The 14,651-nt window shown below is 62.2% G+C and carries 11 protein-coding genes; 2 read left to right on the forward strand and 9 right to left on the reverse strand.

Annotation, left to right across the window (positions count from 1 at the left end; genetic code table 11):
• Positions 1–2: 2 nt before the first annotated feature.
• Positions 3–431 (reverse strand): cupin domain-containing protein, encoded by a 429-nt coding sequence (locus ABH939_RS24805; protein WP_404650283.1) that lies wholly within the window; start codon positions 429–431, stop codon positions 3–5.
• A gap of 170 nt (positions 432–601) precedes the next feature.
• Between ABH939_RS24805 and ABH939_RS24810 the strand changes: the two genes are divergently transcribed.
• The gene (locus ABH939_RS24810) at positions 602–2,200 is read left to right on the forward strand and encodes a glycoside hydrolase family 13 protein (RefSeq protein ID WP_404650285.1); all 1,599 of its coding nucleotides are present in this window, start codon (positions 602–604) and stop codon (positions 2,198–2,200) included.
• 28 nt (positions 2,201–2,228) lie between these two features.
• Here the strand turns inward: ABH939_RS24810 and ABH939_RS24815 are convergent, their stop codons facing one another.
• The 7 genes from ABH939_RS24815 to ABH939_RS24845 all read right to left on the reverse strand — a co-directional run bounded on the left by ABH939_RS24815 (position 2,229) and on the right by ABH939_RS24845 (position 13,631).
• Positions 2,229–2,915 (reverse strand): hypothetical protein, encoded by a 687-nt coding sequence (locus ABH939_RS24815; protein ID WP_003944553.1) that lies wholly within the window; start codon positions 2,913–2,915, stop codon positions 2,229–2,231.
• Positions 2,908–3,327 carry a thioesterase family protein gene (locus ABH939_RS24820; RefSeq protein WP_003944573.1) on the reverse strand — a complete coding sequence of 140 codons (420 nt, stop codon included), beginning with the start codon at positions 3,325–3,327 and terminating at the stop codon, positions 2,908–2,910. Before ABH939_RS24820 ends, ABH939_RS24815 begins: the two co-directional genes overlap by 8 nt.
• Positions 3,324–8,171, reverse strand: coding sequence for an NAD-glutamate dehydrogenase (locus ABH939_RS24825; protein ID WP_285183132.1), 4,848 nt, complete (start codon positions 8,169–8,171; stop codon positions 3,324–3,326). Before ABH939_RS24825 ends, ABH939_RS24820 begins: the two co-directional genes overlap by 4 nt.
• A 99-nt stretch (positions 8,172–8,270) precedes the next feature.
• Complete coding sequence (locus tag ABH939_RS24830) at positions 8,271–8,690, reverse strand: thioesterase family protein (RefSeq protein WP_003944475.1); 420 nt, start codon at positions 8,688–8,690, stop codon at positions 8,271–8,273.
• Positions 8,691–8,694: 4 nt separating this feature from the next.
• On the reverse strand, positions 8,695–10,374 hold the full coding sequence (ettA, locus tag ABH939_RS24835; protein ID WP_007730925.1) for an energy-dependent translational throttle protein EttA: 1,680 nt from the start codon (positions 10,372–10,374) through the stop codon (positions 8,695–8,697).
• Between the two features lie 166 nt (positions 10,375–10,540).
• Positions 10,541–11,719, reverse strand: coding sequence for an acyl-CoA dehydrogenase family protein (locus ABH939_RS24840; RefSeq protein ID WP_404650288.1), 1,179 nt, complete (start codon positions 11,717–11,719; stop codon positions 10,541–10,543).
• Between the two features lie 94 nt (positions 11,720–11,813).
• Positions 11,814–13,631 (reverse strand): ABC transporter ATP-binding protein, encoded by a 1,818-nt coding sequence (locus ABH939_RS24845; protein WP_054801009.1) that lies wholly within the window; start codon positions 13,629–13,631, stop codon positions 11,814–11,816.
• Between the two features lie 106 nt (positions 13,632–13,737).
• Between ABH939_RS24845 and ABH939_RS24850 the strand changes: the two genes are divergently transcribed.
• Positions 13,738–14,196, forward strand: coding sequence for a MarR family winged helix-turn-helix transcriptional regulator (locus tag ABH939_RS24850; protein WP_054781492.1), 459 nt, complete (start codon positions 13,738–13,740; stop codon positions 14,194–14,196).
• Positions 14,197–14,200: 4 nt separating this feature from the next.
• On the opposite strand, the gene ssb is transcribed toward ABH939_RS24850, so the two are convergent.
• Positions 14,201–14,614, reverse strand: coding sequence for a single-stranded DNA-binding protein (ssb, locus tag ABH939_RS24855; RefSeq protein WP_007733347.1), 414 nt, complete (start codon positions 14,612–14,614; stop codon positions 14,201–14,203).
• Positions 14,615–14,651 lie beyond the last annotated feature (37 nt).

A 14,651-nucleotide genomic window follows, 5' to 3' on the forward strand; every position in this document is an offset into this window, starting at 1 on the left:
GTCTACCTAGCCTTCGGCCTGAACACGCGCGCGACCCGGCGGACTGCTCGTACCCCGAACGACACCGTGGGATGCAGGGGCGAACTCAAGATTGCATGCTTGCGCACGTACTCTTCGACCTCCCACTCCGACCAACTGCCCGCACGGAAGAGTGCGGCATCGCCGACACTCAGGGTTCGCTCGGCGATTCCGTAGGCCTGAACGGTGACCGACCCTTCGATGATGTGCACGATTTCGTCCGCGTGGAAGTACCAGCGGAAGCGCCCCTTCGTGCAATCCCAGACGTGTGTAGTCGTGGTCCCGTCTTTACTCGCCGACCATTGCGCCGACCGTGCAACCGGTGTGCCGAAGATTATCCAGTCGCGGTTGATGGGATCATCTTCGAGCAGTACATGATCCAAACTGACCGCTTCGATTGCCGACAAAGTCAAGGCCAAGCCCCCTTGGTTGAATTCCCGAATACTTCTCCCCCGGCAGTAACACCAAAGTTGCCACATGGTGTCACCGCGTGAATGCAAAGTACACCAAGGCTAGGTAAAGAGTCACGCTTTTGCCGTGTCCAAGTCGTGAGAGTGCCAGACGTTTGGCACTATGAACTGCTGTGAGCACCCCCGCGGATTCGTCCTCTGTAAGCCGGCCCGAAGACCCGTGGTGGAACGAGGCGGTCTTCTATCAGATCTATCCGCGTTCTTTTGCCGATTCGGGCAGCGACGGTATCGGCGACCTCGGCGGAGTCGAGGAGAAACTCGGCTACCTCGAACTGCTCGGCATCGATGCAATCTGGTTGAGCCCGGTGATGAAGTCACCGATGGCAGACCACGGCTACGACGTCTCGGATCCTCGCGACATCGATCCCTTGTTCGGCGATCTGGCGACGATGGATTCACTGATCACGTCAGCCCACGAACGCGGAATCAAGGTCACGATGGACCTGGTCCCGAACCACACGAGTGATCAGCACGAGTGGTTCAAGGCAGCCCTGGCGTCGGCGCCCGGTTCTGCGGAGCGATCCCGTTACATCTTCCGGGACGGCAAAGGTGAGAACGGCAACGAACCGCCGAACAACTGGCCGAGCATCTTCGGCGGCCCGGCGTGGACCCGCGTCACCGAAGCCGACGGAACACCCGGCCAGTGGTACCTGCACATCTTCGCCAAGGAACAGCCCGACCTGAACTGGGACAACCCCGAGGTCTTCGACGACCTCGCCAAGACTCTGCGGTTCTGGCTCGAGCGCGGAATCGACGGATTCCGCATCGACGTGGCCCACGGAATGGCCAAGCCCGACGGTTTGCCGGACCACGACTGGGAGCTCAACGAGCTCATGCGCAATTCCGACGACGACCCGCGGTTCAACAACCCGGCAGTTCACGAAATCCACCGCGGCATCCGCAAGGTCATGGACGAGTTCCCGGAGGCGATGACCGTCGGCGAGATCTGGGTGAAGGACAACCAGAAGTTCGGCGAATACATCCGGCCAGACGAACTGCATCTCGGATTCAACTTCCGACTTGCAGAAACCGAATTCTCCGCCGAGTCCGTCCGGGAGGCCGTGGAGAACTCTCTTGCGGCCGTCGCCGAGGTCGGGGGTGTGCCCACGTGGACGCTGTCGAATCACGACGTCGAACGTGAAGTCACGCGCTACGGCGGGGGTGAGATCGGAACCCAACGCGCACGGGCGATGATCCTCGTCGAACTGGCGCTTCCGGGCGCGAGCTTCATCTACAACGGAGCCGAACTCGGCCTGCCGAACGTCGACCTGCCCGACGAGGCACTACAGGACCCGGTCTGGGAACGATCCGGACATGCCGAGCGAGGACGCGACGGCTGCCGAGTGCCCCTTCCGTGGGAAGGAAGCGAACCCCCGTTCGGATTCACCACCGGTGCGAGCACCTGGTTGCCGATGCCACGCGAGTGGTCGACACTCACGGTGGAGGCGCAGATCGAGGACGTCGACTCGATGCTCTCGCTTTATCGCGCCGCCCTCGAACTTCGTAGCGCCAGGCCGGAGTTCTCCGGCGCCGACATCGATTGGTACGGCAGTCCCCCCGGCTGCCTCGCTTTCCGTCGACGCGGTGGTCTGATCTGTGCTCTCAACACCACGGAGGTGCCGATCGCACTGCCGAACGGGCAGCTGCTGTTGAGCAGCGCGCCACTCGTCGACGGTCAACTACCCGTCAACGCTGCGGCGTGGCTGATCTGAGAGAACACCGCACCCGCCACCTGAACTCCTATCGTGCGACCATCAGCGGTATCGAACCACCGCGGTGACGGTAGATCGAACCGAACCGTGCATCGAGCCGCACCCAGGATTTGCTCGCCCGCACCCGAACCAGTTCCGAGGCGTCGATCTGCTCGAGGTCGATGTCGGCGGTCATCGCCTCGGACCCGGCGTGCGGAACGAATCCCATTGCGGTCAAGGCAAAAATAACCCGCATCGAGATCCCGACCGTGCCGGACGGACCACTGACCTCGAGCACGTCCTGATCGAGCAACGACGCCGGCGGACCGTGACTACTTCCATGCTCCAGTGCCAAGGCGTTGCCCCGCTGCGCCAGTTCGATCAGCACCCGGGCGGGTACGTCGTCCAGGTGCTCGAAGCCGTCCATCGGCGGCAACGCCCCACGCCACGCCGAATCCATGGCGAACCCCGGATCGATCAGCTCACTTGTCGCCTGCTCCACCGCCGAGAGCAACTGATCGCCGGCAGCCGAGGTGTCGTCAGGGTTGATGGTGCCCGCCACGGTTCGCGTAGCGAGAGCGTCGAAACCCGTTGACGCCCAAACGCTCAGGTGAGCATCTCCGCGTCGACGCATCCGGATGACCGCGGACTCGTCCAAACGCAAGGCGTGACCGATGAAGCCGGCCAAGTTCTTTCGCTCGGCCTCCTCGGGCACGGTCAGGACACGTTCATGCACGTTGCCAGCTCTCCAAGTACTCCCGCTCGGGCCCGCTGAGGCGGCGCAGACGTTGAGTGTCGATATCGAAGGCCGCGATCTGAGTCGATGCCACGATGGACGGCGGAACGCTGAGATCGGCGCCACGCGGCCGAACCTCGTACGCGATGGTGAAGTCCACCGCGCGAACCTTTTCCACCCACATGAAGACGTCGAGCGGCGAATCGTCGTGCCGCAGTTGGCCGCGGTACCGCACATGGAGATCGGCAATCACGGCCCCGTCACGCAGGGTGACCGTCGGGCGCGAGTCTTCGAACAACCAAGGAATCCGCGCCTCTTCGAGCAACGTCACCATCCGTGCGTGGTTGATGTGCTGGAAGGCATCCATGTCGGACCACCGAACCACAACTTCGGCGTGGAATCCTTCGCTCAACGTCCTACCTCCGATCGGGTGCCCATGCTGCGCACCATGCTACGAACCTGACGCGCCGCCACCGAGAGCGTCGCGAGGTCAAGCGTCCCAGACTCGAAGATCTCGACGAGAGCTGCCCTCGCCCGGCTCAGACGCGAGGCGTTGGTCGACTCCCATTCGTCGATCTTCTCCTGCGGCGACTCCCCCGGCTCGCCGCCGGCCAGAACCTCCATCGTCAGCTGCCGAAGCGAACTGTAGAGGTCGTCTCGCAACGCGAGCCTCGCGAGCGAGTGCCATCGATCGCCGCGCTCGAGTCCCGAGACCGCGCTCAGCAACCAGTCGATTCCCAGATGCGCGTCCAAGGCGTAGTACAGCTCCGCGACTTCGGTGATGTCGTGATCTGCGATGTCGGCGATATCCGCGATGTCGAGCAGGCAGTAGACATCCAGCAGTCGGAACACGTCCAGCGCCAACGCTTCCGGAGCCCCGCGATCGATCACCGATTGAGCCCGCACCAGCAGATCGTCGAGTTGATGGCCCGCAAGCAGCCCCGGGACCAGAGGTGCCGTAGCCCGATACGCCGCCGAGTAACGCGCAACCTCGGCGCCGACGGCGATCGGCTGGGGCCGATTGGCCAGGAACCACCGCGACGCGCGGTCGAGCAAGCGGCACGACTCAACGATCAACTCGTTTTCGATCTCTGCACTGACGCCCGCCGAGCGGATTCGCGACCACACCTCGTCGAGCGCAAACACCTCTCGCACAGCGGCGTAGGCACGGATCGAGTCCGTACTGCTCGCTCCGGTCTCCTCGGCCAAGCGGTAGGCGTACGTGATTCCGCCGTTGTCGATCACTTCGTTCACGAGCATCGTCGCGACGATCTGCCGCCGCAACGGGTGTGCCTTGATCTCCGTTTCGAACCGATCGCGAACAGCGGTCGGGAAGTACTGCGGGATCTGCTGGGCGAAGAAATCGTTGTCCGGCAACTCGGTTGCGAGCAGATCGTCCTTGAGTGAAAGCTTCACGTGCGCCGTCAGCGTCGCCAATTCCGGCGACGTCAGACCCACACCGGCCTCGAGTCGACGCTCGATCTCCTTGTCGGTCGGCAACGCCTCGAGTTTGCGGTCAAGGCCACGTGCCTTGGTCAGATCCGTCAACTGACGGCGGTGAACACCGAGCATCTGAGAAGCGGTCACGCGGGAGATTCCGAGCAGCGCGTTCTGAGCAATGTTGTCCGCCAACACCAGCGCCGCCACGTCGTCGGTCATCGACGCCAGCAACGGATTCCGTTCCTGCGTGGGCAGTAACTGCGAACGCACGAGCGAATCGAGAAGAATCTTGATGTTCACTTCGTGATCGGAGCAGTCGACGCCGGCCGAGTTGTCGATGGCGTCGGTGTTGATGTGACCGCCGCTGGCGCTGAACTCGATTCTTCCCAGAGCAGTGACGCCGAGGTTGCCGCCCTCCCCGATCACCTTGACCCGCAGATCTTGACCGTCGACACGCACGGCGTCGTTGCTCTTGTCGCCAACCTGCGCATTGGTCTCGGTCGACGCTTTGACGTATGTACCGATTCCGCCGTTCCACAGCAGATCCACCGGTGCCGACAGAATCGCCTGCATCAATTCCGGCGGCGAGAGCTTCGTGACCCCCTCGGCCAGACCCAGTGCGATCCGGACGCTTTCGGCGATCGGAACCGACTTGACCGTGCGGTCCCATACGCCGCCACCTTCACTGATCAGGCTCTTGTCGTAGTCGGCCCATGACGACCGTGGCAACTCGAAAAGTCGTTGACGTTCGACGAACGAGCTCGCTGCATCCGGGTTCGGATCGAGGAAGATGTGTCGATGATCGAACGCGCCCACCAGACGGATGTGCCGACTGAGGAGCATTCCGTTGCCGAACACGTCTCCGCTCATGTCGCCGACGCCTACCGTCGTGAAATCCTGCGTCTGCGTGTCGACCCCGAGTTCGCGGAAGTGCCGCTTGACGCTTTCCCAGGCGCCGCGAGCGGTGATACCCATGCCCTTGTGGTCGTATCCCACGGAGCCACCGGAGGCAAACGCGTCGCCGAGCCAGAAGTCGTACTTGGCGGCAACCGAATTGGCGAGATCCGAGAACGTCGCCGTGCCCTTGTCCGCGGCGACCACCAGGTAGCGATCCTGATCGTCCTTGCACACCACTCGATCCGGCGTCACAACTTCGCCGGTAGCCGCGTGCACGTTGTCGGTGATGTCGAGCAATCCGGAGATGAACGTGGTGTAGCAGGCCTTGCCGGTTTCCAGCGTCGCCATTCGATCAACGGCCGGATCGCCCGTCGGCAGAGGCGGATTCTTCACGACGAAGCCGCCCTTGGCGCCGACCGGCACGATCACCGCGTTCTTGACGGCCTGAGCCTTCACCAAGCCGAGCACCTCGGTGCGGAAATCCTCGCGCCGGTCGGACCAGCGGAGCCCGCCGCGCGCGACTGCGCCGAATCGCAGGTGGACGCCTTCGACCTCGGGTGAGTACACGTAGATCTCGAAAGCCGGCCGCGGCTTGGGCAACTCGCTGATCCGTGAGGGATCGAGCTTGACCGACAGGTAGTCGCGAGAGCGGCCATCGGCGTCGACGACGTAGAAATTGGTACGCAAGGTCGCCTTCACCAAGGAGAACATTCCACGCAGAATGCGATCGGCATCCAAGCTGAGTACCTCGTCGATGGACGCACGCAACTGCTCGTCCAATTCGGCGACGCGAATGTCGTCCTGCTTCTCGGGGTCGAACATCGCCTCGAACAACTGCACCAATGCAAACGCGGTCTGCGGGTGTGTAAGCGCGATTCCTTCGATGTGGAACTGACTGTATGGAAATGTGGCCTGGCGCAGATACTTTGTGTAAGCACGCAGCACCACGGCTTGCCGCCAGGACATTCCGGCCCGCAGCACCAACTCGTTGAATCGGTCAGCTTCGGCCCGGCCGAACCAGACTGCACCGAATGCAGCCGTGAATCGCTTCTGGACCTCGGTCAGCGGGGCGGTACTGGTCTCGAGCGGCACCTGCGCATCGAGGTCGATCTCGACCGACGCCCGAAGATCCGCCGGTACCGACAATCCGAAATCGTAGATCCAGCACTGAACGCCGTCGAGTCGCTGCACGACGTGCGGCCGCTCGTCGAGAACTTCGACGCCGAGTGACTGCAGCACCGGTAGCACCTGGCTCAACGAGATACCGTCGCCGCCGACGAAGAGCGTGAAGCGCCAGGCACCGGGCGCGGAGTCCACAGCACGATAGAGCAGTACGTCGATCGCGCCTGGCGCCAACGCCTCGAGTCTGGCGATATCGGCCAACGCGCGTGACGGTTCGAAGTCCTCCTTGTATCCATCGGGAAGCACCCGCGAATACCGCTGCACCAGTTCCGGATCCACACCCGGACTTTCACGAACAAGGTCGTTGATGCGGTCGTCCCAGCTACGACTGACTTCGGTCAACAGAGCCTGAACTCGCTCGCGGTTGGCCTCGGAGACATCCAGATGAACCGGCTCACTGTCCGGATCGCGCCGGATCGTCACGTGCAACAGCGCAAGATCGTTCTCGGTAACCCGGGCGGTGTAATCGACTGTGCCTGGTCCGAATTCGCGCCACAACAGGTTTTGCATCGCCAGTCGCACCCGCGTCGTGTACCGGTCGCGGGGTAGATACACCAAGCAGGATACGAACCGTCCGAACGTGTCCTCGCGGACAAAGAGTCGCACCTGTCGACGCAGCCCGATGCTGTGCACGGCGTGGACGGTCTCGAACAAGGTCTCGGCGTCGCTCGAGAACAACTCGGTGCGTGGGAACGACTGGATGACCTCGAGCATCGCCTGACCGGAGTACGAATGCAGGTCGACACCGGCACGCGCGATGACTTCGCGAACGCGGCGCTCGATCAGAGGAATCGCGAGGACGTTCTCGTGGAGTGCGACCACGGTGAACACACCCAGGAATCTGTGCTCCCCCACGATGTTTCCCTCGTCGTCGAGGATCGAGACACCCACGAAGTACGGGTAGACGGCGCGGTGCACCGTGGCGGGGAACGATCCCTGCGTCAGGACCAGAAGCGGTCGATCCGGGAGATCTGCGACGGGAGGCAAACTCATCGGGCCTTCGGTGACCGCGTCGGAGCGCAGCACGCCGAGCCCGCTGCCGGCGACCGTGCGTGAACCGTCCTTCGTACCCTCGAATCGCCGGTATCCGAGCACGGCATAGTTTCCGTCCGCCATCCACCGCAGCAGCCGAGCGGTATCGGAGAATTCTTCGGGGGTGATCCTCCCGGAGGCAGTTTCTGCAGCACTCTCCAACTCGTCGGCAACGCGCAGTTGCAATGCCTTCATGTCCGGGGTGTCACCAACCACCTGGCGGACGTCTGCGAGCACCTTGCCGAGGTGTGCTTCGATCGCGTCGAGAGCGGAATCCTCGACTTCAGAGTCCAACTGGACGTGCATCCAGGATTCTTGGATACCGCTGTCGCCCAAGGACATCAGATTGCCCGAGTCATCGCGTTCAACCGTCAGGATCGGATGGGCGAATTGACTGATTCCCACACCTTGTCGGTTGAGCATCGCGGTAACGGACTCGACGAGCAACGACATGTCGTCGGTGACGATCTGGACGGCAGCGCCGAGACCCTCGGATCCTGACGGGCGGTACACACGCCATACGGCCGTGCCCGGGGTCCGCTGCCTCCCGAGCGCAAGATGCGCGAGCAGGACTCGATCCGATCGACCGTTGATGACGTCGTCGCTGTCACCCTCGTCGATATGCGTGAAAAAGGCCTCGCGAAGACGCGTCAACAACGTCGCTTCGTCGAGGCCTGTGCCCTGCTGCCGTACACGGTCTGTCATTCCTGGCTCACATCCTTGTGGGTTCTGATCGCCGCGACCAATCTCTGACTCGAGACTAGCCGCGGCAACCAGTACCTAGGGTGAACTGAGAAACGAAATCTACGATGTCGTCATCTGAACAAGCGATGCTTCGAGCACCGCGCGTTCGCTGTCCGCCAGCGGTCTGGACTTTTCGGACACCGTGTCGAATCCGACCATCAACGCGTCGCCGAAAGCGCATTCGACACCCGCGTTGTCACGGATGACGTGCCGAACCGTGAACGAGGAAGTCCCGACGTGAGTCGTGAAGATCTCCACATTCAAGGGACCGGACCGATCGGTGACCGGCTTGAGGAACTCGACGGTCATCTTTCGAACCACGAGGTATCCCGGCCGGCCGCCGAGCGGCGCCAGTTTCGCTTCCAGGAACTGGATGCGCGCTTCCTGCATGTACTCGACGTAACGCGTGTTGTTGACGTGACCCAACCGGTCGGAATCGCCCCACCGGACCTGGATTTGCGCCGTGTATACGTCGGACACCGGATCAGTCCCTGGTGAGCTTGCGGTGAGTCACGCGGTGCGGGCGTGCGGCGTCGGGGCCGAGTCGCTCGACCTTGTTCGCCTCGTAGCCCTCGAAGTTGCCCTCGTACCAGTACCAAGCTGCCTCGTTGTCGCCGAAGCCACCTTCCCACGCGAGGATGTGGGTACAGGTCCGGTCCAGGAACCAGCGATCGTGCGAGATCACGACGGCGCAGCCGGGGAACTCTTCGAGAGCGTTCTCCAGCGAGCCGAGGGTTTCGACGTCGAGGTCGTTGGTGGGCTCATCGAGCAGGATCAGGTTGCCGCCCTGCTTGAGCGTCATCGCCAGGTTCAGGCGGTTGCGCTCACCACCGGAGAGGACGCCGGCCGGCTTCTGCTGATCGTGGCCCTTGAAACCGAACGAGCTGATGTACGCGCGCGAGGGGAACTCGGTCTGGCCGACGACGATGAAATCGAGCCCGTCGGACACGGTCTCCCAGACCGTCTTCTTGGGGTCGATTCCGGAACGGTTCTGGTCGACGTAGCTCAGCTTGACCGTCTGACCGATCTTGACCTCACCGGCGTCAGGCTCCTCGAGACCGACGATGGTCTTGAACAGCGTCGTCTTACCGACGCCGTTGGGGCCGATGACGCCGACAATTCCGTTGCGCGGCAACGTGAACGAGAGATCCTTGATCAGCACGCGACCGTCGAAGCCCTTGTCGAGGTTCGAGACCTCCACGACCACGTCACCCAGGCGCGGCGGTGCCGGGATCTGGATCTCGTCGAAGTCGAGCTTGCGCGTCTTCTCTGCTTCGTTCGCCATTTCCTCGTAGCGATCGAGACGAGCCTTGTTCTTGGCCTGGCGGGCCTTGGCGCCGGAACGAACCCATGCGAGCTCGTCCTTGAGGCGCTTCTGCAGCTTCTGATCCTTCTTGCCGGCAACTTCGAGGCGTGCAGCCTTCTGCTCCAGGTAGGTGGAGTAGTTGCCCTCGTACGGGTACAGGCGTCCGCGGTCGACTTCACAGATCCACTGCGCGACGTGATCGAGGAAGTAGCGATCGTGAGTCACGGCGAGGATTGCGCCGGGGTAAGCAGCGAGATGCTGCTCGAGCCACAGGACAGATTCGGCGTCGAGGTGGTTGGTGGGCTCATCGAGGAGCAGGAGGTCGGGCTTGCTCAGCAGCAGCTTGCAGAGCGCAACGCGTCGCTTCTCACCACCGGAGAGGTGGGTGACCATCTCTTCCGGCGGGGGGCAGCGCAGGGCGTCCATAGCCTGCTCGAGCTGCGAGTCGATCTCCCACGCATCTGCGTGATCGAGCTTCTCCTGCAGCTCGCCCATCTCTTCCATGAGCTCGTCGGAGTAATCCGTAGCCATCAGCTCGGCGATCTCGTTGTACCGCTTGAGCTGGACCATCGTCTCTCCGAGACCGTCCTCGACGTTCTCGCGAACGGTCTTGGTCTCGTCGAGCTCCGGCTCCTGCATGAGGATGCCGACGGTCGCGCCCGGAGCCAGGAATGCCTCGCCGTTGCCCGGCTGGTCCAGTCCGGCCATGATCTTGAGGATGCTGGATTTACCAGCGCCGTTCGGTCCGACGACACCGATCTTCGCGCCGGGGTAAAAGCTCATCGTGACGTCATCGAGGATGACCTTGTCACCGTGCGCCTTGCGCACCTTCTTCATCGTGTAAATGAACTCAGCCATGACCGCCAGCCTATCGGTGTTTGTCCTATAACCCACATTGCGCGTTGGCGCTCACACCGATGCGGGTTCTGCGGACAGTCCGAGGTCATCGACCAGATTCGTCGACATGCTCATCGACCCCCACGAAAACCGCGATGGGGACACCTCCGGGTGTCCCCAGGACGGCTCAGATCATTGCCCTGTGGATGCCCTTCGGCTCGCCACCGAGCTGCGAGAGCGTCGACGCATGGAAGATGGAACCGGGTACATGGATCGCGTGCGCCAAACCGGCATGAGCGTCACGCCAGAACCGCTGCATCGGCGTGTTCAACTGCAAAGCCCCACCACCGGAACGAGCAAAGATCTCGTCCACCGCACTCACCGCACGCCACGCCGCAGCAGTCTGCGTACGGCGACCGATCGCACGAAGCTCGAACGAAACTTCCTGCCCCTTCTCCGTCATGTCCCAGAAACGATCCACCGTCTCCAAGATCGCAGCCCGAGAAGCAGCGATCTCGGCCGCCGCCTCACCGATCGCGAACAGCACGTACGGATCTTCCTTTATCGGAACACCACTGACCGTCACACGCTCACGCTGCGCCGCCATGTTGCACGCCAACGCACCCTCAGCGATACCGATCAACGACGAAGTGATCCCCAACGGGAAAATGCACGAGAACGGGAACTTGTACAACGTCTCCGTACGGCCCGCTTCCTTCCACGCCGTCCCGTCGAAAACCTTTCCCGCATCAAGAGTCCGATACGTCGGCAAGAACGCATCCTTGACGATCAGATCCTTCGACCCCGTACCGCGCAGACCCACGACATTCCAGCTGTCCTGGTCGATGTCGTAATCCGAACGCGGCAACAACACGTGCAGAATCTTCGGCGGCATCAACGGCTTACCGGACTCGTCACCGACCATCGCACCGATCATGATCCAGTCACAATGATCGGTACCCGAGGAGAACGACCAACGACCGTTGAGGATGTACCCACCCTCGACCGGCCTCGCCACACCCATCGGCGCATACGGCGACGCCATCCACGTATCAGGATCGGTTCCCCACACCTCTTCCTGAGCCTTGCGGTCGAAGAACGCAAGCTCCCACGGATGCACACCGACGATGCCGCTGACCCAGCCCGTGGCACCATCCATCGCACCGATAGCCATTGCCGTCTCGGCGAATTCACGCGGATGCGCCTCGAGGCCTCCGAACTCCTTCGGCTGCAACATCCGGATGACGCCGGCGTCGCGCAAACGCTTCGCGCTGCCGTCCGTCAAGCGCATCAGCTTGTCGCCCTCGACCCCGTCGGCGCGGATCTCGTCGGCGAACTGTGAGATGTTGTCCAGAACCTGACCCATGATCTTCCGCCTCCATTGATAGTCGACCAACGACCATTAAAGTAGAACACGTTCTAGAAACTTGCGGAAGTGAAATGGCCGACATTTCTTACACTCACACGGTCTGCAGTTCCGACGGGAGTTCGACGGCGTCGCTACCCGAGGCCGCAAGCAACTGTGCGTATCGCCCACCTTGTTGCACAAGTTCGTCGTGGGTGCCCTTTTCCACAACCACGCCCTGGTCGAGGACCGCAATGAGATCCGCATCTCGAACCGTGGAAAGCCTGTGCGCCACAACAAGAGTGGTGCGTCCGACCATCAGCTCGTCGAGCGCGTCCTGCAACGCACGTTCAGTGCGATTGTCCAAGGCGCTCGTCGCCTCGTCGAGGACAAGGATCGGCGGATTCCGCAGGACTGTGCGCGCGATCGCTATGCGCTGTTTCTCACCGCCGGAGAATCGGTAGCCGCGCTCGCCGACCATGGTGTCGTACCCGTCGTCGAGACCGGAAATGAACTCGTGGATCTGCGCGATGCGCGCTGCCTGCTCGATCTCGGCGTCCGTGGCGTCGGGTTTCGCGAACCGAAGGTTCTCACGAATCGTCGTGTGGAAGAGATACGTCTCCTGCGACACCACACCTACCAGGTCGGAGACCGTCGCCAGATCGAGGTCCCGCAGATCGACGTCGTCGATTCTCACCGATCCCGCAGTCGGGTCGTACAGACGTGCGGCCAAGTATCCGAGAGTGGTCTTGCCCGAACCCGTGGAGCCGACAAGCGCCAAGGTTCCGCCGGCCGGGACCGTGAGGTCGATGTTGTCGAGGGTCTTGCTGTCGGTTCCTGGATACGAGAAGTCGACGTGGTCGAACCGAAGTTCGCCGGACATCTTGGTGCGGTCGAAGCTCTTCGACTCTTCCGGATCCGCGATGTCGATCGGCAGATCCAGGTACTCGAACACGCGACTGAACAGTGCCATCGAGCTCTGCACCTCGACGCCCGTGTTGAGCAGCATCATGGTGGGGCGGAACAATTGTGTTTGCAGCGTGGTGAATGCGACGAGGGTGCCGACGGTGATGGTGTTGCCGTGATCGAGAGTGAAACCGGCAAACCAGTAGACCAGTGCAGGCATGGCTGCGAAGGTGATCGACATGGTCGCCATGCGCCACTTGCCGGCCATCATGGCTCGGAGTTCGACGTCTGCGACTTCCGCTGAACGCTCGGTGAATCGATCCGTCAGAGCCGACTTCGCGCCGGTCGTCTTGCCGAGGAGAATGCCACTGACGGAGAGAGATTCCTCCACCTGGACCGACAGATCACTGAGTAGCTTCTGCCGCTTACCAGAGATCTTGCGGCGCTCGTCACCGATCTTGCGTGCGATACGGATGAACACCGGCAAGATCGCCAGCGAGAAGATGGCAAGCCGCCAATCCAGAAGGAACAGAGCAACAATGGTGGCTGCCACGGTCGTTGCATTCTGCGCGATGGACGTTGCCGTGTTGGTGACCACCGACTGCATACCGCCGATGTCGTTGGCAATACGCGACTGAACTTCTCCGGTTCGGGTTCGAGCGAAGAATCCGAGCGACTGATTCTGCAGATGCGAGTAGACCCGCACGCGCAGTTGGTGCATCAGTTTCTGGCCGATGCTGTTGGACATCCAGGTCTGGGCCACGCCGAGACAGCTCGTGATCACGGCAATGGCGATCATGCCGATGGCCAGAACGCTGACGAGTCCGAGGTTCTTGTCCGGGATCGCCTTGTCGAGCATTTCGCGTAGGAGCAGCGGGCTGCCCAGCGCCACGATCGCGCTGAGTGTGATGACCGCGGTGACGATGGCGATCTGAGTTCGATACGGCGCGAACAGTCCGAGTACGCGCTTTGCCGGTACGGATTCCGCCGGAGTGATCTCGACAGCGGATCGTTCGATGTTTCGCATGTGATCTGGTTTCACGTTCTACCTCCTGGAGGCTTTCTCACCCTAGTTTCATATTGATGAGGTTACCTCACTATGAGGCTGACACCAACAACGCTAGACTGGCGCCATGCATTCCCGAGAGCGCGAACTCACCGACGTCGTGATGTCGGTGGCACGGCTCATCCGCCGACGCCAAGTGGCAGCGCTGGAACCATTCGGCCTCTCGCCGTCGCAAAGCCGAGCGCTGCGAGTGCTGACCCGAGTGGGCGAACCGGTTCGACTCGGGTTTCTTGCCGAGCGCTTGCGCATAGTTCCGCGGTCGGCGACCGACGTCGTGGATTCCCTCGAAGACGCCGGATGGGTGCGCCGCACTCCCGACCCGAACGATCGGCGAGCAGTGCTGCTCGAGTTGACCGACGCCGGCGCTACCCTCGCTGCCGACGTCGCGAAAGCTCAACGACGCGAATCCTCGGATGTGTTCGACGACCTCGACGAATCGGAGCGAGCAACTCTCACCGAACTTCTTGAGCGAGTGGACGCGGGGCACGACTCGCGGCCCCGCGACTGCCCGAAACCTTCGGTCTGAGTCCTCACGCAGCGACGGTGTCGACTGCGTCCTCGACATTCTCCGCCGACGTCGGCTTGCTCTGACGCTCGATCTTCGAGATGCAACGAGCAAGGTCCGCGCCTACCGCAGTCGCCCGTAGCTCGAGATCGGAACGAGGCACACCCTCTTTGGTCGTGTACTCGTTGGTGCGCAACTCCCCCGCCACCATGACCGGATCACCCTTCATGATGGATGCGCCGACGCCGGTGACCAACCGCCGCCAGCAGCTGACCGTGAGATAGAGGGTCGCTCCGTCCGTCCACTCTCCGGTCACCGCGTCTTTGCGACGCGTGTTGCTCGCCATCCGAAAGCTCAGCACCTCTTCGCCATTGGTGGTCTGCCGCTTCACCGGATTGGTGATGACGGTTCCGACAACCGTTGCATGCGTTTCGTACATGTCCGATCCCCCTTCGAACTCCAGAACCCGCCAACTG

Source organism: Rhodococcus sp. 27YEA6, assembly GCF_044908235.1.
Lineage (GTDB): Bacteria > Actinomycetota > Actinomycetes > Mycobacteriales > Mycobacteriaceae > Rhodococcus_F > Rhodococcus_F qingshengii.